We start from the raw sequence: 22069 nt of genomic DNA on the forward strand, positions 1-22069 counted from the left end.
AAATAAAAATTTGGAAAAATATTCCACTAATTTTAAATACTTGACAATAGCTCTTAAAAAATCACGCAATTAGATTTATTATGACTATAATTAATACATTTCACTTAGGTTTAAAGATCAGGGACCTTCAAGGAGCGACTTTAGCTATTCTTCCAGGCGATCCTAATAGAGTAAAAAAAATCGCTTCTTTAATGGACGAATCAAAATATATTTCTAGTCATCGAGAATTTACTACTTGGTCTTCAAAAATTAACGGAGATACAATCATTGTTTGTTCTACAGGTATAGGTGGTCCATCTACTTCCATTGCAGTGGAAGAATTATCCCAATTAGGCATACGCACATTCTTACGTGTAGGTACTGCAGGAGCTATTCAAAAACACATAAAAATAGGCGATATATTAATTACCACTGCAGCCGTTCGCTGTGATGGAGCAAGTCAACATTTTGCTCCATTAGAATTTCCAGCAGTAGCAGATTTATCGTGTACTATGGCTTTAATTAAAGCAGCTAAAAACATTGGGATTAAATCACATTTTGGTGTAACCGTATCTTCAGATACATTTTATCCTGGACAAGAAAGAGAGGATACATATTCTGGACGAGTTATTCAAAAATTGCGCGGATCCATGGAAGAATGGAAAAACCTGGGAGTTATAAGTTACGAAATGGAATCTGCAACACTACTAACTATGTGTTTAGCTCAAGGATTACGGGCAGGAGTGGTTACAGGTGTTATTGTAAACCGTACACAAAAAGAAACTCCAAACATTGATTTGATACACCATACTGAATACATGGCAATTAAAGTTGTAATAGAAGGTGCTCATATTCTTATGAATAAAAACAATACTTTACATAATTATTTAAAATAATATTAATTGTCACTTTTGAGATCTTTTAATTCATTCAAAATATATTTCATAACTTGAAAAATTTTTGAACAACATATTTTCTTTAAAATCAAAGAATCTTAAATAAAATTTAATATGTTGTATTATCTAAGAAAATATGTTGTTTAAAACATAATATAAACCTTATGTCGTCTAGTTGTATTCCTAGATTATTGATATATTGCATATCAATAATAATGCATAATTACTATAAGATTATGTATCAATATATTTTATAACAGAGAATATATGCCAATTACCTCATTTCACTTATATAACATAATTAGCATGTTCATAGGTTTCTTAATATCTGGAATATTTTTTCAGATTATAAGAAAAAGTTACATTAAAAAATACCATAATGACTACGCAGCTCATAAGAACGCCTTATCTGTCATGACACAAAATTTAAAAAATGAGTCTGCTTCACGTTATAATATAGAACAGAAATTGCAAAAAGAATCACAAATAGTATATGAACTACATGGTAAATTATCTACCGCCGAAGAACGTTTGAAATTATTAGATCATTATCATCAAAAATGTGAAAAACTAAATCACGAATTACATATGCAATTAAATTTAAATCATGCTCAAGAATTAAAACTACAGGAATTAAACATTCGGTTAGAAGAACATAAATTAGCAACAGAAGAAAAACAAAAATTATTTATCGATAATGAAAACCGATTAACTATGCAATTTGAAAATTTAGCAAATCGTATCTTTGATCAAAGCGGATATAAAATAGATAAGCAAAATCGAATAACTCTTGAAAAAACATTATATCCATTGCGAGAACAACTAGAAGGATTTAAAAGTCAAATAGAAAACAATTTCTCAAAAGAGGAGCAATCGAGACATGCTCTGACATATGAAATTCATAATTTACATCAATTAAACACGAAAATTACTCAAGAAACTATTAATCTAACACAAGCATTGAAAGGAAACAATAAAACACAAGGCAGTTGGGGAGAAATAATTTTAACTCGCGCATTAGAAGCATCTGGTATGCGTGAAGGTCATGAATTTCATGTACAAGTCAGCATAAAACAAACTGATGGAAACAAATTACAACCTGATGTGATTATACATTTACCCCATGGTAAAGATGTAATAATTGATTCTAAAGTATCCCTAGTAGCTTATGAACGTTATTTCAATAGCGATAACGAAGAAGATCAACGATCAGCTATTATTGAGCACGTACATTCATTACGTGCTCATATAAAATCATTAAGTAAAAAAGATTATCAAAAATTATCTGGATTAAACACATTAGATTATATTTTAATGTTTGTTCCTATCGAATCAGCTTTCATGTTAGCTATCAAAAAAGAAGCATCATTATTAACAGATGCTATGCGATATAATATTATGTTAATCAGCCCTACAACACTATTAATAGCTTTGCGCACCATAAATAATTTATGGCGTTATGAATATCAAAATTGTCACGCTAAAAAAATTGCTGATAAAGCAGGACGATTGTACGATAAACTACGGTTGTTTATGGATGACTTGAATAAAATTGGCCTCTATCTGAATAAAGCAGAAGTTATTTATAGCGCAGCAAAAAATAAATTTTCTGAAGGAAAAGGTAACATTATAAGCCAAGCAGAAGGTTTTCGAGCACTTGGAGTACAAATAAAACAACCAATTGTTGCTAATGTGATGTCGTCACATGACATATTTTTATGTGATAAACAAAATAATTCTTCTGATCCATCCAATTTTGAAGATAATCTCACTAAAAATACATCTCATAAATCTTTATCAAATCCTTGAAACAAGCATATTTACATATGTGACTTGATAAAACTATAATGCTATTTTAGTGAAATCAATATTTTTGATAAATAGAAATGTAGTTGGTAAATATTACGATATATAAACGAATATGAATAATAAATATGAAAAAGACATAACTCATTTTGGTTTTAAAAACGTTTACAAAAATAAGAAAGCATCATTAGTGTCTAATATATTCCACACTGTAGCATCGCAATATGATTTAATGAATGATTTAATGTCATTTGGGATACATAGAATATGGAAACAATTTGTGATTTATCACAGTGAAGTATATGTTGGATGCAATGTACTGGATCTAGCTGGAGGTACTGGAGATTTAAGTATTCCATTTTCCAGATTAGTAGGTAACACAGGAATAGTAGTATTAGCAGATATCAATTCTTCCATGCTACATATAGGACAAAAGAAACTACGCAATTTAGGCATACTAAATAATGTGTTATACATTCAAGCTGATGCTGAATCTCTGCCTTTTTCTGAAAATACTTTTGATTGTGTTGCTGTTTCTTTTGGATTACGTAATTTTACAAATAAAGAGCAAGCATTATTTTCAATACATAGAGTACTAAAACCTAAAGGAAAATTATTAATTTTAGATTTTGGGGTACCCGTGTTTAAAATATTAAATAAAATATATGATTTATATTCATTTCATATTTTACCAAAAATAGGTGAATGTGTAACTCAAGATATTAATAGCTATCGTTATCTTGTAGAATCTATTCGTATGCATCCAGATCAAGAAACTTTAAAAAATATGATAATAAAAGCAGGATTCAAAAATGTCGAATATTTCAACATGACTTTCGGAATTGCTGTATTACATTACGCTTATAAATGTTAAAATGATTTATATTAAGTAAGTTATGAAGATCAATAATATTGCTATTCGTTTATACTATTAAAACAATGAATATTTATTCGAATCTTACAAAAGTATTTCATATCGAGTTCACAAACCTATAATATCCAATTGTTTTATATATTAATAAAAAACAAATTATTTGTATCTTTATGTTTATAACAATAACATATAAAAACAGTGATACCATTACCGTATGAATACACACCCTACAATACAGTGCATGAAAAATATATTCATATTAAAATTAAATGAGATCTATAATAGGATGTGTAATAATAATAATAAATAAATAAATACGAAATTTAATTAAATAGGAGTACCTAATATTTAGTTTAAACATTACTAATATTCATTGTATGTACATCAAACTGATATTTCATAAGACAAATTAAATTGGCATTCAATACTCATAAGCTTCTATTAAAAATAAATATTAATTAAAAATATTTTCAATATAACTATATTTGATAGTAGTGTAGGAACACGAGATAAATTTATTGAACCGAAAGTAACCCTCATAAAGAGATATGCTTAATCATTTCAAACAAATTATAGGAAATCTGATGTTTTTTGATGAACTATATCGACTTTTTTCCATAATAAAAACAATATTAAATTATGGATTGAGTGATTTCGTTCCCACTCATCGACTAATTTTTCCATTAAGAATAGGTAATAGATTTCTTTTGCACTCTTTAAATAAACATTCCCAACTGACTTTAGGGGAAAGATTGCGTTTAGCATTACAAGAGTTAGGTCCAATATGGATCAAATTTGGTCAAATGCTTTCCACTCGACGAGATATCTTTTCAGATGCCGTTGCAGACCAACTATCAATATTACAAGATCGTGTGGCTCCTTTCGACGGAATTATTGCTAAAAGGTATATAGAACAATCTATTGGAAATTCATTGGAAACATGGTTTAAAGATTTTCAAGAGATACCATTGGCATCTGCATCTATTGCACAAGTACATTCTGCCAGATTAAAAAAAAACAATAAAGATATAGTAATTAAAATTATTCGACCAGGTCTTTTACCTATTATTAAAGTAGATATATGCTTAATGTATAGATTGTCCAAATGGATTTATAAATTTCTACCAGAAGGACGTAAATTTAAATTTTCAGAAGTTGTTGCAGAATACGAAAAAACTCTGTTTAACGAACTGAACTTACTAAAAGAAACAGCTAATACTATTCAATTAAGAAGAAATTTTAAAAAAAGTCAAATATTATATATACCCAAAGTATATGTAGATTTTTGTAATGAAAATGTTATGGTTATGGAGCGTATTTATGGTATACCTGTATATGATTTGGTTGCGTTAAAAAAACAAAAAACTAATATGAAATTATTAGCGGAACGCGGAATAGAAGTATTTTTTACTCAAGTATTTCGAGATGGTTTTTTTCACGGAGATATGCATCCTGGTAATATCTTTATTAGTTATAAACATCCAGGAAATCCAAAATATATTAGTGTTGACTGTGGGATTATTGGGTCTTTAAATAAAAAAGATAAATACTATTTAGCAGCAAATTTTATAGCATTTTTTAATCGTGATTATCGTAAAATAGCTGAATTACATCTTGATTCAGGTTGGATACCCGTTGATACCAAAATTGAAGATTTTGAATGCGCCATGAGAACAGTATTCGAACCAATTTTTGAACAACCATTAGAAAAAATTCCTTTTAGTAAAATATTGTTGTACTTATTTAATACCGCACGACATTTTAATATGGAAATACAACCTCAATTAATTTTATTACAAAAAACTTTATTATATATCGAAGGAATAGTTAGACAACTATATCCAAATCTGAATCTTTGGACATCTGCTCAACCTTTTTTAAAAAAGTGGATGCGGGACCAATTAAAATTATCAAAAACAGTATGTACTTTAAAAGACAAGATACCTTATTGGATAGATAAAATACCGGAATTACCTACATTGTTATCTAATGAATTTAAACGTTCTTATATCTTACAAGAAAAAATAGAAACATTAATAAGAGAATTAAGCATTCAGCGAACTAATCACGGTCAAGCATTATTTTTATTCGGTGTTGGCGCAATGTTAATTACTAGCAGTATTTTCTTATACATACAAGATAAATACTTAAAAATTTTTTCTATTTTTTTATTTTCAGTTGGCATCTTTATTTGGATAATAGGTTGGAAACGCATTATTTAAATCCACAATAATACTGTTACTGTTTTATTGAATTGTATTTTCTAATACAAGTTCATGTGAACATGCAAATAAATATCTTATTTTAAATAAATGTTAAAATAGAAAAATATAGCTAATTTCAATCATAAATTTAAAACTATATTTAATGACATCATGCAATATTTTCAATATTATTAATTGCAACAATATTTAATGATTATTAAAAAACTATGAAATATAAAGATTTACGTGATTTTATAACAATCTTAGAACATAGAGGAGAGTTAAAAAGAATTAAATTTCCTATTAGTCCTGATTTAGAAATAACAGAAATTGCTGATCGTACTATTAAATCTGGAGGTCCAGCGCTCTTTTTTGAAAATCCTAAAGGATATGCAATACCTGTTCTTTGTAATTTATTTGGCACCCCTAACAGGATAGCCTTAGGGATGGGAAAAGAAAACATTTTATCTTTACGTGATGTTGGAAAATTACTTGCATTTTTAAGAGCACCTGAATTACCGACAGGAATGCATGATTTTTTTTCTAAAATACCTCATTTTCGTCATATCCTACATATGCCCATTAAGCGTGTCAGTACAGCTCCGTGCCAAGAAAATGTTTGGTGCAACCAAGATGTAGATATCACACATATGCCAATAATGCGTTGTTGGCCTCAAGATATATCCCCTGTAATTACTTGGGGTATCACGATCACCCGTGGTCTAAAAAGTAAACGACAAAACCTTGGAATTTATCGTCAACAAGTACTATCTAAAAACAAAATCATTATAAGATGGTTATCTCATCGTGGTGGCGCATTAGATTTTCAAGAATGGCATAAAAATACTTCAGAAAAAAGATTTCCAATCACTATAGCATTAGGAGCTGATCCAGCTACTTTGATAGGAGCAGTAGTTCCTATTCCCGATACGTTATCAGAATATGCTTTTTCTGGTTTACTAAGAGGTTGTAGAACTGAAGTGATCAAATGCATTTCATGCGACTTAGATGTTCCAGCTAATTCTGAAATTATATTAGAAGGATATTTAGAACGAGATGAAATGGCAATGGAAGGTCCTTTTGGAGATCATACAGGATATTATAACACTACTAATAAATTTCCAGTATGTACTATTACCCATATTACCCAACGGAACAACCCAATTTATCATTCTACGTATACTGGGCGACCACCAGATGAACCTGCAATTCTTGGAATGGCGATGAATGAAGTATTTATCCCCATTTTACAAAAACAATTCCCGGAGATTATAGATTTTTATTTACCTCCTGAAGGTTGCTCATATAGATTAGCTATTGTGACTATAAAAAAACAATATATTGGACACGCTAAACGTATAATTTTCGGAATATGGTCCTTTTTGAAACAATTTATGTATACTAAATTTATTATTATATGTGACGACGATATTAATGCTCGAGATTGGAATGATGTAGTATGGGCGATAACCACACGAATGGATCCTGATCGAGATACCATAATAGTAAAAAATACTCCAATTGATTATCTTGATTTTTCTAGCCCAATTTCTGGTTTAGGCTCTAAAATAGGTATTGATGCAACAAATAAATGGTCAGGAGAAACTGAAAGAGAATGGGGTATTCCTATTCAAATGAAGGATACAGTGCGACATTATATTGATAGTATTTGGGACAAATTAGACATACTACTTTATAATAAAAAATAATACAGTTCAAATACACCAAATTAAATACATAGCAATATTTATAAATATTTAGCGATACAAATAAAAGATATACTGCAATTTATATGAATAAATCATCGCATATACATATGTATTGCTATATTAAAATAAATTTATATAAGCTCTCCATTCATCATAACATATAATCATTGCTCTGAAGTTCCAAGTATAATATTATGAATAGGTTTGTAATTATGTACTTTGTAACTACGAAAATATCCATGTATGCATACACATAGATAATAAATTTTAATTAAAATTATTATATAAAATAATCCATTTGCGAATATTACATTCTATCTCGACAATAAAATGATTTTTAACAATCATATTCAAACAAATACAAATATAATTTACTGTCTATATTTAGTTCATGCAACAGTCACATAAACTCTCATACAATACTACAAATAAATGTATTATACACAAAACCAACATCAATAATTAAATTAATTTAAATATTAAATAAATTAAAATAGTATTCTAATCATAATATTACAATATTTATATTTTTATATGAAATATTCATATACTTATTAGGAGGGGGTATGAAAAAATTGCATCTCATTTTGATAGTAATTTATTTGATATTTTCATTCAAAAGCATTGCCTCTTCAATTACAGAAGGCAGGCAATATGTTCGACTAAATAAACCTATTCACAATGCACCGCAATTATTAGAATTTTTTTCTTTTTACTGCCCACATTGCTATCAATTCGAACAAATTTATCATATTTCCAATAATATAAAACAAACATTACCTAAAAATGTAAATTTTTATAAATATCATGTAAATTTTTTAGGTAACTTAGGAAAGCAATTAACACATGCTTGGGCTGTAGCAATAGCATTAAGAATAGAAAATAAAATCAGCCCTATATTATTTACAGCAATACAAAAACAACAATCTATTCGCACTGTAGAGGATATTCGTGCAATATTCATTAAATCTGGTGTCAAAGAAGAAGAATTTGATATCGCTTGGGATAGTGTATTAGTAAAATCTTTAATTTTGGATCAAGAACAAGCAGCAATAAATTTTCGTTTAAAAGGAGTACCATCAATATTCATTAATGGTAAATATATGATAAAAAACGAGAAATTAGACATATCATCCGTTAATGCTTATATAAAACAATTTTGTGAGTTGCTAAATTTACTTATAGATAAAACATAATCCTTATATATTGCACATCATCATTACGCTAACATATATAAATAAGTATTTTATTTGTATTAAAGTTATTTCGAAAAATGACTTCATTGATTTTATTATTTTGTTGTTTATAATAACCTTACAGTTAATAGTTTTACTAAGTAACAATCTAATATTCTCTTTATTTTTCTGTAAAATTAAGTCGTATACAAACATTATTATGGCTACAATCATAAATAGTCCGATAATTCTAGTGGATGGATCTTTTTATATACACCGTGCATATCATGCCTTTCCCCCATTAATCACTAGCTCTGGCACCCCAGTGTGGGTAATATACGGGGTAATCAACATGATAAAAAGTCTATTGATACGATATCAACCTACTCACATGGTAGTTGTTTTTGACACAATAGGAAAAACCTTTCGTAATAATTTATTTGAACAATATAAAGCTAATCGTATTAAAACCCCTAAAAATTTATATACTCAAATTGATCCATTATGTGAAATAATACAAGCGATGGGGTTACCAATTCTGAGAGTGCCTGATGTAGAAGCAGATGATGTAATAGGTACATTAGCTGTATCTTGCGCGCGATCAGGAAATTCTGTATTAATTAGTACAGGAGATAAAGATATGGCTCAGATAGTATCCTCTCAAATAACTCTCATAAATACCATGTCGAATATTATTCTCACTCCTAAAGAAATAGAAAAACAGTTTGGGGTACCACCAACTTTAATAGCCGATTATTTAGCATTAATAGGAGATCGATCTGATAATATTCCTGGAGTTCCTGGAATAGGAAAAAAAACTGCTCAGATTTTATTAAATAAAATAGGTAACTTAAAAAAATTATACGATCATCTAGATAAATTTGATATATTAAATTTAGGTCTACGTGGTGCTAAAGCAATACAAAAAACATTGCAAATCAACAAAGAAGTAGCATTTCTTTCTTATAGGTTAACAACTATTCAAACGAATCTATCTTTAAATATATCTGATTATCAACTGTTAATACAACGGATAAATATGAACACTTTGTCATCTTTATTCACACAGTATGAATTTACAAATTGGTTAATAGATTTACAATCAGGAACATGGCTGGATAAATATCACCATTTTAAAAATACCCCATCACACCGACAATCCAATAATACACTGTTCTCTCAAAAAAATAATTTATTATTAAATTATTCCAAAGAACAAAAAACTATCAAAATAATACACAATATTGAAATGTTATATCATTGGGTTGAAAAAATTAACACATCCAAATTTTTCATATTTAGTATACATACAGATATATTTCATGTTTCTACAGCTAATATCATAAGTATATGTTTATCTATAGATACTAAAGAAAACGCGTATATCCCTATAAAAACTGATTCAATTAATAATCATCAGAATTTTTTATATCTTGAGGAAATATTATCAATTCTACAACCAATTTTAGAAAATGAAAAAATAAAAAAAGTTAGCCAACATCTAAAATTTAGCTACTCTGTTTTTAAACGTTATAATATAAATTTAGTTGGTATGGAATTTGATGTTATATTAGAATTATATACACTGTATGGTACTTCTAATTATCACGATATAAAAAAATTTTTAGATAAGGATACATTTGATGCTGTTACAAATTTTAAAAAAAATTATGAAAATTATAATAAAAAAAATATAATTTCAGATCTTCAAAATATACAATTACAGTCGCTATATGCCTCAAAATTCATCAAATCCTTGTTTAATCTACACCATACTTTATGGCCAAAAATAGAGGAAAATGACAAACTAAAAAAAATATTTGAAGAAATAGAAATGCCTTTAATATCTATTTTATCCCGCATTGAAAGTTATGGTGTATTGATTGATAAACAACTACTTAATACACATTCAGAAGAGTTAGATTCGCGAATTCATGCATTAGAGCTAGAAGCATATCAATTAGTAGGCACTCCTTTTAATCTTGCTTCAACTAAACAATTGCAAGAAATATTATATCATCAGCAAAAGTTACCAATTTTAAAGAAAACACCTAAAGGGGCTCCTTCAACCAATGAAGAAGTATTAAACAAATTATCAAAAAAATATCCAATTCCAAAAATTATTTTGCAGTATCGTGCTTTATCTAAATTACAATCTACTTATATCAACAAACTAATCGCTATGATCAATAAAAAATCAAATAGAGTACACACTTCGTATAATCAAACTAGAACTTCTACGGGACGACTTTCCTCTACTAGTCCTAATTTGCAAAATATTCCAAATAGAAATTACGATGGAAGAAAAATACGTCAGGCTTTTATTGCTCCTAAAAATTTTTTAATTGTAGCAGCAGATTATTCTCAAATAGAATTAAGAATTATGGCGCATCTTTCTCAAGATACTAAATTAATCAATGATTTTCTTTCTGAAAAAGATATTCATACTGCAACAGCTTCTGAAATATTTGTTACTGCATTACACTCAGTTACTGATGAACAAAGACAACGAGCTAAAACTATTAATTTTGGATTGATTTATGGAATGAGCGCATTTGGATTAGCACGTCAATTATCAGTAACATGTAAAGAAGCTCAAAAATATGTAGATCGTTATTTCAATCGTTATCCTGGTGTTATGAAATATATGCAACATATTCGAGAACATGTTAATAAATACGGTTATGTATCTACATTAGACGGACGAAAATTATATTTACCAGACATTTATTCCACTAATATTTCACAAAAGAAAAGCGCTGAAAGATCAGCAATTAATGCTCCTATGCAAGGGAGCGCCGCTGATATTATTAAAAAAGCAATGATATCCATCGATAATTGGTTGCAAAAAAATGAAATTCCAGCACGGATTATTATGCAAGTACATGATGAATTAGTATTCGAAGTACACCATGATCTTATAGACCCGGTTATAAGAAAAATTAAAACATTAATGGAAGAATGTTTTATTATGGATGTACCACTAAAAGTAGATATTGGTGTTGGAAAGAATTGGGAGCAAGCACATTAATACATAAATTTACATCAAATTAATATTAAAAATACAATGATAAATATCACTACATGTTGCATAACAATCACATTATAATAATTTATTTATGTAAATTATATTTTAAAAAATACACTATTTTAACCAATTATTGAGGACTTTTTTCAATGATTTTATTCCATATTTTCTTACGACAGAAAAAGGTTCAACCTGTATATGTGTTTCAAATATCATCTGCATATCTTGTTTTATTTTTTTATATGTAATTTGCAAAATATTTCTAGAAATTTTATCTGATTTGCTTAATAAAGCAAAAATAGGAACGTTTAGGGAAAGCGCACTTTCAATTGTTTTTTGATCTAAATCTTTTATTGGATACCTAATATCCATTATTAGTATTAATCCTCTTAAATTTTCTCTCTTTTTTAAGTATTCGCATATAGCATCGTGCCAATAGTTTCTTCTTTTTTTGCTTTTTTTAGAATAACCATAACCAGGAAAATCAATAAGACGAATACCCGGACTAATTTCAAATAAATTAATCAATTGTGTGCATCCTGGTGTTTTACTCACTTTAGTTAATTTTTTTTGATAAGTTAAAGCATTAATAGCACTAGATTTTCCGCTATTAGAATAACCAACGAAAGCTACCTCCATACTTGTTGTTTCGTTAGGTAAACAATAAACCGCAGGTACACTTATTAGAAAATAAGCAACACGATAATTATATGTCATAACACAGTAAATATTAAAATGAATTATTTAAATTAATATAATTTTGTTCATTCAAAAATCAAATAAATTAACAAAATTTATTTGATAAACCCTTCAAACAACCAATTTATATATGAATATGAAAATAATTGTTTTGTTCCTTGATAAAATTTTTTGTAAATTACTATCTATAGTCAATAAATAATGTTGTATTTTTATTTTTTTCACATATAATACAAAAAATTTTTAAACGCTATAATACAGATCAAATTCTACAGGATGTGGTGTAGCAGATACTAGTCTACTGTCTTCTTGACACAATGAAATATATGTATTGATATAATCTTGGGTAAAGACGTTCCCTCGGGTTAAAAACATATGATCTTCGTATAAATATTTTAGTGCTTCATCAAGAGATGAAGCCACATGTGGTATAGATAATGCTTCTTTTTTAGAAACAGTATATAAATTTTTATCTACAGGTTCTCCAGGATGGATGTTATTCATGATGCCATCTAATCCAGCCATAAGCAACGCAGAAAACGCCAGATAAGGATTGGCAGAAGGATCAGGAAAACGAACTTCAACACGGCATGATGCATCATTTCCTAATTTTTCCACAAACGATGGAATACGAATGGCACTGGACCGATTACCAGCAGAATAAGTCAACATTACTGGAGCTTCATAATTTGGAACTAAACGTTTATACGAATTGGTAGTTGGATTAGTTATAGCATTTAATGCTTTAGCGTGACGTAAAATACCTCCAATATAAAATAAAGCGATATCGGAAAGTTTGCCATATTGCAAACCTGAAAACAAATTAGTATCTTTTTTATGCAAGGATATATGACAATGCATTCCTGACCCATTATCATTTATAATAGGTTTAGGCATAAAAGTTGCGGTTTTTCCAGAATTATGAGCAACATTGTGGACCACATATTTGTATATTTGTATTTCATCAGCTTTTTTAGTAAGAGTGTTGAATCGAGTTGCTATCTCATTTTGGCCCGATGTTGCAACTTCATGATGATGAGCTTTTACGATTAACCCCATTTTTTCCATTGTTAAAGACATAGCAGATCGTAAGTCTTGAGAGGAATCTATTGGGGGCACTGGAGCGTATCCACTTCTTATTTTAGGACGATGACCTTTATTTCCGTCTTTATAAACCCTACCACTGTTCCATGAAGACTCTCGATCGTCAACAACTACATAAGATCCTGATATTGTTGTCGAAAAACGCACACTATCAAATAAAAAAAATTCTGGTTCAGGACCAAACATAACGTTATCAGCAATACCAGAATTATACAAAAACATTTCCGCCCGTTTAGCTATAGACCGTGGATCCCTATCATAATTTTTCATAGTATTAGGGTCAATTACATCACAACGAATAATTATTGTGGCATCTTCATAAAATGGATCTATCACGAAACTATCAAGATCAGGCATTAATATCATATCTGATTTATTAACATCTTTCCAACCTTTAATAGAAGACCCATCAAAAATTTTGCCATGATTAAATAAATGATCATTAACCTGTGTTGTAGGAATAGTAATGTGTTGTTCTTTTCCTTTGGTATCAGTAAAACGCAAATCGACAAATTTTATTTGATTCTCATTTATAACAGAAAAAATTTTTTCAATATTTTTCATATTTATTCTCTCAGCTATTATAGATCACATGATAATGATAATATTACTTGTATAAAGGCATTTAACAATACTCTTGTGAATAAGATTCTTGCGATCAAACAGTTTTCAAAACTTTATTTGATTAAGATATCTATATTCAAACTATACCATATTTTAGTACATAAAATATTTGAATCAGATCTGTTAATCCTTTATTGAAACCTAAAATTTGTTGGATATAACACTGATTTCTTATATTACTATTATCTTGATAAATAATTTAATATAATAAAAACAAACACACTTATATGCATAACGACTATCAATTATTTTTATCATTTCTATAATTCAACATAAAAAACAGTTAAAGCCCAAACATGCTATAATCATTTTTATGTATTTATATACTTCATGATATTTATAAAGTACACAAATATATATACATTTTTATTTTCATATAAATTTAAAAAATTCATCTATATTGTAAGCAGCATTGTCAATATCAACAATAGTTTTAGAGAATTAAACATATATTAACAATGATAACTGTTGTTTTATAAATAAAAAAATTATATATACTACATGCGATAATACAAACTTACATAAGAACAACATAACGATCTTATATTTTGATAGACTTTTATAATTATCATATTAGACATTCCTTTTGTCTTAAATATCAATTTCATCACTCAAAATAATATTGATTTTTTAATTGTATACATAGTCAATATTCATTTTTTGGTAATTAAATCTTCTTCTATTTCCCTTAACGCAAGTACGGTATGCTTATCATTATTATTTTTTTTAATCAACGTTTCTTTTCCACCAATTTGCAGTTGCCGCGCGCGCCGCGCGGCAACTAATATTAAATCAAATATATTACCAACTTTTTCTACAGCATTCTGTACAGTTATACGTGCCATTTTAATTTACCGCATATTAAAAATTTATTTATTAGTTTAAATTAATATTGATTGGGTATATATACTACTTTATTCTTTACATATCTGGTAATAATAAATTATTTATTAATGTTGCATAACGTATTTCTTGATGTGCTATTCGTAATTGTTCAGATAACATAATTGATTGTAAATGTATTAAAGCGACATCAAAATTATCATTTACAACGACATAATCATATTCTTTAAAATGGCTAATTTCATCCATTGCTTGCTTCATACGTATAGCGATCACTTTCTTTGTGTCTTGTCCTCTCAAATACAAACGGTGTGCCAATTCTTTTTTTGATGGAGGTAAAATAAAAATAGTATAGATGTTTTTTGATATTTTATTTCGAATTTGTTGAGCTCCTTTCCAGTCAATATTTAGTATAATATGTACCCCAGTATTTAGCATCATTTCAATATTACTTTTTGCAGTACCATAATAATAATTAAAAATTTTAGCATATTCAAAAAACATATTTCTATCAATCATATATTTAAACATTTTTTTTGAAACAAAATAATAATCCTTCCCATGTATTTCTCCAGGCCTTTGAATACGTGTGGTATAAGAGATAGATAATTTAGTTTGATAAATAAAACGATTATATTGTATTACAGTTTGAATCAATGTAGACTTTCCTGCTCCACTAGGAGCAGATATGATGCACAATATTCCTGAATTCTTTGTCATAAAATGATCATGTATATATATACATATATATATATTTAATTATATAAATAGTTAAAATTTATAAATATATATCGTATTAATATGTGTACACATATTTTTATTAAATATCAATTTAGTTCCCATTCATTTTCAAACCATTGTTTGCATGAATATATTGATATTATCTCAAAAGAAGATCCTTGATCAAAACATTTTCGTAATTTAATTATACTAAAGTATACATTGTCACCATGAAATTACTGAAAATTATTTAGTTTCATCGCGGATCTTCTTTGAATTAATAAAAATTTATAGCATAATATATGTATGTTGTATTGTTATTTTGTGACATTATTTTTTTGTTGTGTTTCAAGTAAATTACATACTTCTTTGAAACTTTTAAGTTGTACATCAGATAAAAGGGAAAATATACGGTCTAAAATAACATTGTGTGTATCTTCAGCAACACGTAATTTATCACGTCCTTTTTCTGTAATATAAACGTATTTTACTCTACGATCTGTAAGACTCTGTTGTCGCCGTAACATTTCATCTTTTTCTAATGCATCGAGAACTGTTACTACAGTTCTTGATGAAAATCCCATATAATTTTTTATGTCTGTTGCGCTGGTTTTGCCAGTAGTAATAAGATGTAAAATTTTCATCTTAGACATTGAAAGACCTTCATTAATTAATTGACCATTTATTTCTTTGCGTAAACGGTGATAAATACGAGATAAGGATTCTACCATGTTTGAAATATCTGTTGATCTATTCATAATTATTTGTCTCTATATTGAATCAATAATGATAATAGGACTGTATTTGGCAGTATCAGTTAATAATAGTCTAAAATAGTAATCATTATTTGAAGTATTGTTTACTAAGAACAATAAACTTTATAGACAATTATTTATATCTGATAATCAATTATATATTTAATTAACTATTACAGTGTACACCTCCTAACTTATTGCAATTTTACTAAATTAAAATTTTGATTTTATTAAAAAATAGAAAACATGATTCATTCAGAATATATATATATTCTGGTATTTAATTTGTTTTGTTTTCTATTTTTATTTTATCGGAGTTTTTTTAAATTTGAAATATGGCTATTGGAAAATAAAACTTCTTGTAGATTTATTAAAAATAATTTTTTTTATATTTTATGATTTATTTTTAATTTTATAATTTTATACATCTGTAAGTAAACAGATCTAAATCAAAAAAAAACAATATTATTATAAAATATAAAATAATTTTTTATTTTTTATAAAAATAAAAATAAAAAATTATTTTATATTTTATAATAATATTTTTTATTAAATTATATATTCTTTCTTTTAATTCACATGCACTCTTAAAAATAATAATATTAAAGGATATATATCAGTTTTTTTATAGTAAAATATTAACTATATAAATTTATGTAGTACTTAAATAAAATAAATTTGAGTATAAAAATTATTATAAAAATTTAAATTTTTAATAATTGAATCCACTCTATAGATCAGAGAATCTCCATAAAATTAAAATTTTAAGTACATTATATTTTTAGTATCAATTAATATGTTTAATCAAATTGATTCATCAGACTAAATTTCATGTGATGAAAATAAAAAATAATTAAGAATTATAAAATTGGAAGGTTATACAACAAATTCAGATTTTAAATATAAAAATTTTAAAAAGCAGATAGATATCTTATCTAAGAAGATATATTATATCATTCAATGTTCTGAGTTTGTTCTCGTATTTGTTCAATAAATATTTTTAAGGAGATTGCTAATTGAGTAATGTAAGAATTGATAGATTTGGAAGTTAATGTATTAGCCTCCCTATGTAGTTCTTGTATTACAAAATCTAATCGTCTACCAACAGCTCCGTTTTCATCAAGAATACGATGCATCTCTTTAATGTGAATCGTTAGACGATCTACTTCTTCTGAAATATCAATCTTTTGAGCTATCATTAATAGCTCCTGCTCCAGTCGTGCTGGGTCAGTATAAACGCAAACATCTTTCATGTATTCCAAGAGTTGTTTTCTTTTACACTCTAATACATTAGGAATATACTGGCGAATTTTATTCACTTCAGAGTACATTAGATGTAATCGTTCTATAATTTTATTTTTTAAAAACACACCCTCTCTTTTCCTATCTTGTATTAAATTATCTAATGTTTTTTTAAAACATATTAATAATTCAGAATGAACATTATTCTTCATATTATCCAAATTATTTTTTTCATACGTTATTACTCCTGGCCAAGATAAAATATCTATTGGATTAATTTCCCCTTCATTAGTTAATGTTTTTATCCATTTTGCATATAAAACGAGATTGTTCACTAATGGTTTATTAACAGAAACCGTCTCTGTATTACTGTCACAATTCTTATTTATTTGAATATGTAAAACACATTCTACTCTCCCTCTAATAAGAGAATCTTTAATATTTTTACGAATTACCCATGACAAACCATAAAGATATTTAGGTAAATCGATATGAATATCTAAATAACGTTGATTTAAAGAACAAATTTCCCAGGTAACATTACCCCATGTATATTTTTCTTCATTCTTTGAGAACGCAGTCATACTATGAATCATAATAATCACCTACATTTGTTAATATGTATAATTTAAAAAATACAATAATTTTATTTTGTCATCTATCCTGTCATTAGAATAGCCTCTCCACACACATATATCGGTGTAATTTTAAAAATTTTCAGAATTTATTTAATACCCATTCAATTTTTATTAAATTAATTGAATAGATAGTAGTATCTACAACACTATAATGGACTTATAATTTATAAAACTATTGTTCGTATCCAAAAATAAAAAAACTACAATTAAAATGCTTAATTTTTTTTCAAAAAATTTATTTTGCTATATAATATAGCATATATATAAATACTAAACACAATGGATTTAAAATATATAAAATAAAATCTGCATACGATATATACACATATATAAAAAGTATATTATGTTTATTTTTTTATGATCTTTTATCATTAAACTATTTGTGAACTTGTAAAAAATTATTGAAAAAATAAACGACTATTTAAAAATTTATATTAATAAAAGTTGCTATAAACATTCAGCATAATATAACTATAAATACTCTATTAATATGTATATAACTATATAAATTAAATAATTAAAGTTGTTTATTTGAATGACAATACACAAAAATTGCTATGTATAATTAACAGTATTTTACATTGAATGTCCAAAACCATTCGACCCACGTTCGGTAGGTATAAACGATTTAACTACAGAAAGCTTAACTTGAAGTATTGGTATAAAAATTAATTGTGCTATTCGTTGTCCGGGATATACAACATACTTTTTTAAACCACGATTCCATAAAGACACCATCAATTCTCCTTGATAATCTGAATCAATCAGTCCCACTAAATTTCCCAAAACAATACCACATTTATGGCCTAAACCTGAACGAGGTAAAATAACACCTGCTATTTCTGAATCAGCAATATGTACCGCAATACCAGTAGAAATCAAATGAGTTGTTCCAGGACAAATAGTCAACGGTTTATCCAAACAAGCTGATAAATCCAACCCAGCAGATCCTAATGTAGCATATTTTGGCAAAGAAAAATTCTTATAAACCTTATCATTAATAATTTTAATATTAATTATTTTCATTATAACGATTAATAATTTCATTAATAAGTTGTTGTGCTAATAATTTTTTTTTTCTTAAAGGTAATACAACACTTCCTTTATTCCAAAATAAATATAAAGCATTATCATCACTGTTAAATCCTTGGTTCATACGAGAAATATTATTGGCACAAATTAAATCCAAATGTTTACTAATTCGTTTGTCTTGAGCATATTTTTTTATATTATTAGTTTCAGCAGCAAATCCTACAACATAAGGACGTTTTTCAATTAAAGACCCCACTTCTGCTACAATATCAGGGTTTTTAATCATAATTATTTTTAAAGTATTTTTATTTTTTTTAATTTTTTTAAGAGAAGCATGACAAATACGATAATCTGACACCGCTGCACAACCAATGAAAATTTGTTGATTACAAATATCTCGCATAACTGCTTCTTTCATCTCTAATGCAGAGATAACATTAATACGATGTACTCGAATAGGGGTGCGTAGATTTACTGGACCTGCAATCAATGTAACTTTCGCTCCCTTATCTGCAGCGGCTTGCGCGATAGCAAATCCCATTTTTCCCGAACTATAATTAGTAAAAAAACGAACAGGATCTAAAGCTTCGTGAGTCGGACCAGCAGTAATCATGATACTAAGATGACTCAAAGAACTATCGCAATAGAAATAATGCTCTACATATTCAGCAAGTATTTTTGGATCTGTCATACGCCCATACCCAATATCATGACAAGCTTGACATCCATAATCTGGGCCCCATATTAAAACTCCTCTTTTTTTTAGAATGTTTAAATTAGTTTGAGTTGCAATAGCTTTGTACATTTGTTGATTCATAGATGGAGCAACAGCAATAGGAGCTGTTGTAGCTAAACATAAACTACATAGTAAATCATCAGCTAATCCTACAGCTAATCTAGCCAATAGATTAGCTGTAGCCGGAGCTAGTAAAACTAAATCGGCCCACTTAGCTAATTTTATGTGAGGCATTGTAGTTTCTATTTGAGTGGTTAAACGATTGTCTAATACTGGATGACATGATATTGTTTGAAGACTTAAGGGAGTAACAAATTTTTTTGCAGATTTTGTCATAATCACTTTAACTTCTGATCCTCGTTCTTTTAAACATCGAACAAGATCTATAGTTTTATATGCCGCGATACCACCGCTTACTCCTAATATGATATGTTTGTTAATTAATCCCGTCATATTACATTTCAAAATAAAATACTTAAAAAATTCATAATTACATTGTAATATAACATAAAAACTTCATATAATATATCTTAACTATTATATATAACAGCTAAGATATATGCGAGAATGTATATAGACAATGATGAAATAAAATTTCATAAATAAATCTACTATTTTACAACATATCTAGTGCTATAAATAATTTTTAAAAATTATTTAATTTTCTTATTTTAAATTGTGCAAAAATAAAACAAGTAAGTAATTATAATTATGTTTATAATCCTAAATTTAGGTACCTTAAGCAGTATCAAAACTAAAAAACCAAAAAATAAGAATAAATAAAAATATTTTATTTTAACTTTAAAACAATTATTCGTGACAAAAATAAAAGGAGAACGTATGGCGCGAATGTGTCAAATTACAGGAAAACGTCCCATGAACGGAAATAAACGATCTCACGCAATGAACGCAACGAAACGTTGGTTTTCACCTAATATTCATTCTCATCGTTTTTGGGTAGCAAGTAAGAAACGTTTCGTTGCGTTACGGTTATCTGCTAAAGGAATAAGATTAATTGATAAGTTTGGGATTGAACATTTTTTACTAAAATATATTCCAAAAAATAAATAATATTCAACAGGAATAATCTAATGGCCAAAGAAACACGAGAAATAATCCGGTTATTTTCTTCTTCTAAGAATGGACATTTCTATAGCACCACAAAAAACAAACGCACTAACTCTGAAAAAATGACACTAAAAAAATTTGACCCCGTTGTGCGAAAACATGTAAAATACATAGAAGGTAAGAATGGTTAAATAAATAAAAATCAAAACTCAACAATATATAACAACCCTGCACAGCCTCAATGTTTTTTGAGGCTGTGCAGGGTTGTTTAGTTTAACTATTATTTAAAATATCGCTATATGCATCTATCTGTATTTTGCATATTTATAGAGTAAAATGTTAAATCAAATCACATTATATTACATGTATAGAACTTTAGACCTACACAATTTTCTCTTTTTTAGAGAAAGAAGTATTGCTGTGTTTTTTTTCAGTAATACGTAGTTTTTCAATAACCTTCTTAGCAATAAAAGAAGGCATAAAACGATCTAATTCACCACCATATTGAGCAATTTCTTTCACTAATTTAGAAGAGAGTGACGCCCATATATCTGTGGATACCATAAATATAGTCTCTACTTCATTTGAAAAATAATTATTAATTTTTGCAAGTTGTATTTCATATTCCAAATCTGATCTACTTCTGAGACCACGAATTAAAATATTCACTTTTTTTTTTTCATCACATTTATGGTTAGGTCATTGAAACCAAACACTGTTACATGATCTAACATTGCAGTCGCCTGCTTCGCAAATATTACGCGTTCTTCAAGACTAAATAAAGGATGTTTTTGTGAATTTTCAGCTACAGCTAAAAATATTTTATCAAAAATTTTATGAGCTCTAATAATTATATCTAAATGTCCATAAGTTAATGGATCAAAAGTCCCTGGATACATAACCTGAATTGTCATGAGAATATTAATAATTATGTTTT

Annotated in this window: 18 protein-coding genes and 1 pseudogene; 9 read left to right on the forward strand and 10 right to left on the reverse strand. The window is 27.5% G+C overall.

Annotation, left to right across the window (positions count from 1 at the left end):
- Positions 1–80 precede the first annotated feature (80 nt).
- From udp to polA, 7 genes are all read left to right on the forward strand, one after another.
- On the forward strand, positions 81–875 hold the full coding sequence (gene udp / locus M9397_RS02720; RefSeq protein WP_250226854.1) for a uridine phosphorylase: 795 nt from the start codon (positions 81–83) through the stop codon (positions 873–875).
- Positions 876–1181: 306 nt separating this feature from the next.
- Positions 1182–2684 (forward strand): DNA recombination protein RmuC, encoded by a 1503-nt coding sequence (rmuC, locus tag M9397_RS02725; protein WP_250259658.1) that lies wholly within the window; start codon positions 1182–1184, stop codon positions 2682–2684.
- Between the two features lie 112 nt (positions 2685–2796).
- A complete protein-coding gene (ubiE, locus tag M9397_RS02730; protein WP_250226856.1) occupies positions 2797–3555 on the forward strand; it encodes a bifunctional demethylmenaquinone methyltransferase/2-methoxy-6-polyprenyl-1,4-benzoquinol methylase UbiE in 759 nt (252 codons plus the stop codon).
- A 584-nt stretch (positions 3556–4139) separates the two neighbouring features.
- Entirely contained in the window at positions 4140–5777 is a 1638-nt protein-coding gene (gene ubiB / locus M9397_RS02735) for a ubiquinone biosynthesis regulatory protein kinase UbiB (RefSeq protein WP_250227210.1), read from the forward strand.
- 209 nt (positions 5778–5986) lie between these two features.
- On the forward strand, positions 5987–7468 hold the full coding sequence (ubiD, locus tag M9397_RS02740) for a 4-hydroxy-3-polyprenylbenzoate decarboxylase (RefSeq protein WP_250226857.1): 1482 nt from the start codon (positions 5987–5989) through the stop codon (positions 7466–7468).
- A gap of 566 nt (positions 7469–8034) precedes the next feature.
- Positions 8035–8664, forward strand: coding sequence for a thiol:disulfide interchange protein DsbA (gene dsbA, locus M9397_RS02745; RefSeq protein WP_250226858.1), 630 nt, complete (start codon positions 8035–8037; stop codon positions 8662–8664).
- Positions 8665–8863: 199 nt separating this feature from the next.
- Positions 8864–11674 (forward strand): DNA polymerase I, encoded by a 2811-nt coding sequence (polA, locus tag M9397_RS02750; RefSeq protein WP_250259660.1) that lies wholly within the window; start codon positions 8864–8866, stop codon positions 11672–11674.
- A 114-nt stretch (positions 11675–11788) separates the two neighbouring features.
- On the opposite strand, the gene yihA is transcribed toward polA, so the two are convergent.
- The 8 genes and pseudogenes from yihA to coaBC all read right to left on the reverse strand — a co-directional run bounded on the left by yihA (position 11789) and on the right by coaBC (position 20517).
- Positions 11789–12388 (reverse strand): ribosome biogenesis GTP-binding protein YihA/YsxC, encoded by a 600-nt coding sequence (gene yihA / locus M9397_RS02755; protein WP_250226860.1) that lies wholly within the window; start codon positions 12386–12388, stop codon positions 11789–11791.
- A 225-nt stretch (positions 12389–12613) separates the two neighbouring features.
- On the reverse strand, positions 12614–14038 hold the full coding sequence (gene glnA, locus M9397_RS02760; protein ID WP_250259662.1) for a type I glutamate--ammonia ligase: 1425 nt from the start codon (positions 14036–14038) through the stop codon (positions 12614–12616).
- Positions 14039–14754: 716 nt separating this feature from the next.
- Positions 14755–14943 (reverse strand): annotated as a pseudogene (rpoZ, locus tag M9397_RS02765) (DNA-directed RNA polymerase subunit omega); the annotation flags it as partial.
- A 76-nt stretch (positions 14944–15019) separates the two neighbouring features.
- A complete protein-coding gene (gene gmk, locus M9397_RS02770) occupies positions 15020–15661 on the reverse strand; it encodes a guanylate kinase (protein WP_250259664.1) in 642 nt (213 codons plus the stop codon).
- A gap of 317 nt (positions 15662–15978) precedes the next feature.
- The gene (locus M9397_RS02775) at positions 15979–16419 is read right to left on the reverse strand and encodes a MarR family winged helix-turn-helix transcriptional regulator (protein ID WP_250226863.1); all 441 of its coding nucleotides are present in this window, start codon (positions 16417–16419) and stop codon (positions 15979–15981) included.
- A 950-nt stretch (positions 16420–17369) separates the two neighbouring features.
- A complete protein-coding gene (locus M9397_RS02780) occupies positions 17370–18254 on the reverse strand; it encodes a YicC/YloC family endoribonuclease (protein ID WP_250259666.1) in 885 nt (294 codons plus the stop codon).
- 618 nt (positions 18255–18872) lie between these two features.
- Positions 18873–19325, reverse strand: coding sequence for a dUTP diphosphatase (gene dut, locus M9397_RS02785; protein WP_250259882.1), 453 nt, complete (start codon positions 19323–19325; stop codon positions 18873–18875).
- Positions 19309–20517, reverse strand: coding sequence for a bifunctional phosphopantothenoylcysteine decarboxylase/phosphopantothenate--cysteine ligase CoaBC (gene coaBC / locus M9397_RS02790; protein WP_250259668.1), 1209 nt, complete (start codon positions 20515–20517; stop codon positions 19309–19311). Before coaBC ends, dut begins: the two co-directional genes overlap by 17 nt.
- Before the next feature lie 387 nt (positions 20518–20904).
- Between coaBC and rpmB the strand changes: the two genes are divergently transcribed.
- Positions 20905–21135: a 50S ribosomal protein L28 gene (gene rpmB, locus M9397_RS02795; protein WP_250226866.1), complete on the forward strand. Its 231-nt coding sequence runs from the start codon at positions 20905–20907 to the stop codon at positions 21133–21135.
- Between the two features lie 20 nt (positions 21136–21155).
- Positions 21156–21323, forward strand: coding sequence for a 50S ribosomal protein L33 (gene rpmG / locus M9397_RS02800; protein ID WP_250226867.1), 168 nt, complete (start codon positions 21156–21158; stop codon positions 21321–21323).
- Between the two features lie 190 nt (positions 21324–21513).
- Here the strand turns inward: rpmG and M9397_RS02805 are convergent, their stop codons facing one another.
- On the reverse strand, positions 21514–21801 hold the full coding sequence (locus M9397_RS02805) for a nucleotidyl transferase family protein (RefSeq protein WP_250259669.1): 288 nt from the start codon (positions 21799–21801) through the stop codon (positions 21514–21516).
- Positions 21798–22046 (reverse strand): adenylyltransferase/cytidyltransferase family protein, encoded by a 249-nt coding sequence (locus M9397_RS02810; protein ID WP_250226869.1) that lies wholly within the window; start codon positions 22044–22046, stop codon positions 21798–21800. Before M9397_RS02810 ends, M9397_RS02805 begins: the two co-directional genes overlap by 4 nt.
- Positions 22047–22069 lie beyond the last annotated feature (23 nt).

Origin of the sequence: Blochmannia endosymbiont of Camponotus sp. C-003, from assembly GCF_023585685.1 — a bacterium.
Taxonomy (GTDB): domain Bacteria; phylum Pseudomonadota; class Gammaproteobacteria; order Enterobacterales; family Enterobacteriaceae; genus Blochmanniella.

What these genes read in the sequence shown, in the direction of transcription:
- udp (WP_250226854.1), top strand. Translation starts at nt 81, where the DNA reads ATGACTATAATTAATACATTTCACTTAGGTTTAAAGATCAGGGACCTT.
- rmuC (WP_250259658.1), top strand. Translation starts at nt 1,182, where the DNA reads ATGTTCATAGGTTTCTTAATATCTGGAATATTTTTTCAGATTATAAGA.
- ubiE (WP_250226856.1), top strand. Translation starts at nt 2,797, where the DNA reads ATGAATAATAAATATGAAAAAGACATAACTCATTTTGGTTTTAAAAAC.
- ubiB (WP_250227210.1), top strand. Translation starts at nt 4,140, where the DNA reads ATGTTTTTTGATGAACTATATCGACTTTTTTCCATAATAAAAACAATA.
- ubiD (WP_250226857.1), top strand. Translation starts at nt 5,987, where the DNA reads ATGAAATATAAAGATTTACGTGATTTTATAACAATCTTAGAACATAGA.
- dsbA (WP_250226858.1), top strand. Translation starts at nt 8,035, where the DNA reads ATGAAAAAATTGCATCTCATTTTGATAGTAATTTATTTGATATTTTCA.
- polA (WP_250259660.1), top strand. Translation starts at nt 8,864, where the DNA reads ATGGCTACAATCATAAATAGTCCGATAATTCTAGTGGATGGATCTTTT.
- yihA (WP_250226860.1), bottom strand. Translation starts at nt 12,388, where the DNA reads ATGACATATAATTATCGTGTTGCTTATTTTCTAATAAGTGTACCTGCG.
- glnA (WP_250259662.1), bottom strand. Translation starts at nt 14,038, where the DNA reads ATGAAAAATATTGAAAAAATTTTTTCTGTTATAAATGAGAATCAAATA.
- gmk (WP_250259664.1), bottom strand. Translation starts at nt 15,661, where the DNA reads ATGACAAAGAATTCAGGAATATTGTGCATCATATCTGCTCCTAGTGGA.
- M9397_RS02775 (WP_250226863.1), bottom strand. Translation starts at nt 16,419, where the DNA reads ATGAATAGATCAACAGATATTTCAAACATGGTAGAATCCTTATCTCGT.
- M9397_RS02780 (WP_250259666.1), bottom strand. Translation starts at nt 18,254, where the DNA reads ATGATTCATAGTATGACTGCGTTCTCAAAGAATGAAGAAAAATATACA.
- coaBC (WP_250259668.1), bottom strand. Translation starts at nt 20,517, where the DNA reads ATGACGGGATTAATTAACAAACATATCATATTAGGAGTAAGCGGTGGT.
- rpmB (WP_250226866.1), top strand. Translation starts at nt 20,905, where the DNA reads ATGGCGCGAATGTGTCAAATTACAGGAAAACGTCCCATGAACGGAAAT.
- rpmG (WP_250226867.1), top strand. Translation starts at nt 21,156, where the DNA reads ATGGCCAAAGAAACACGAGAAATAATCCGGTTATTTTCTTCTTCTAAG.
- M9397_RS02810 (WP_250226869.1), bottom strand. Translation starts at nt 22,046, where the DNA reads ATGACAATTCAGGTTATGTATCCAGGGACTTTTGATCCATTAACTTAT.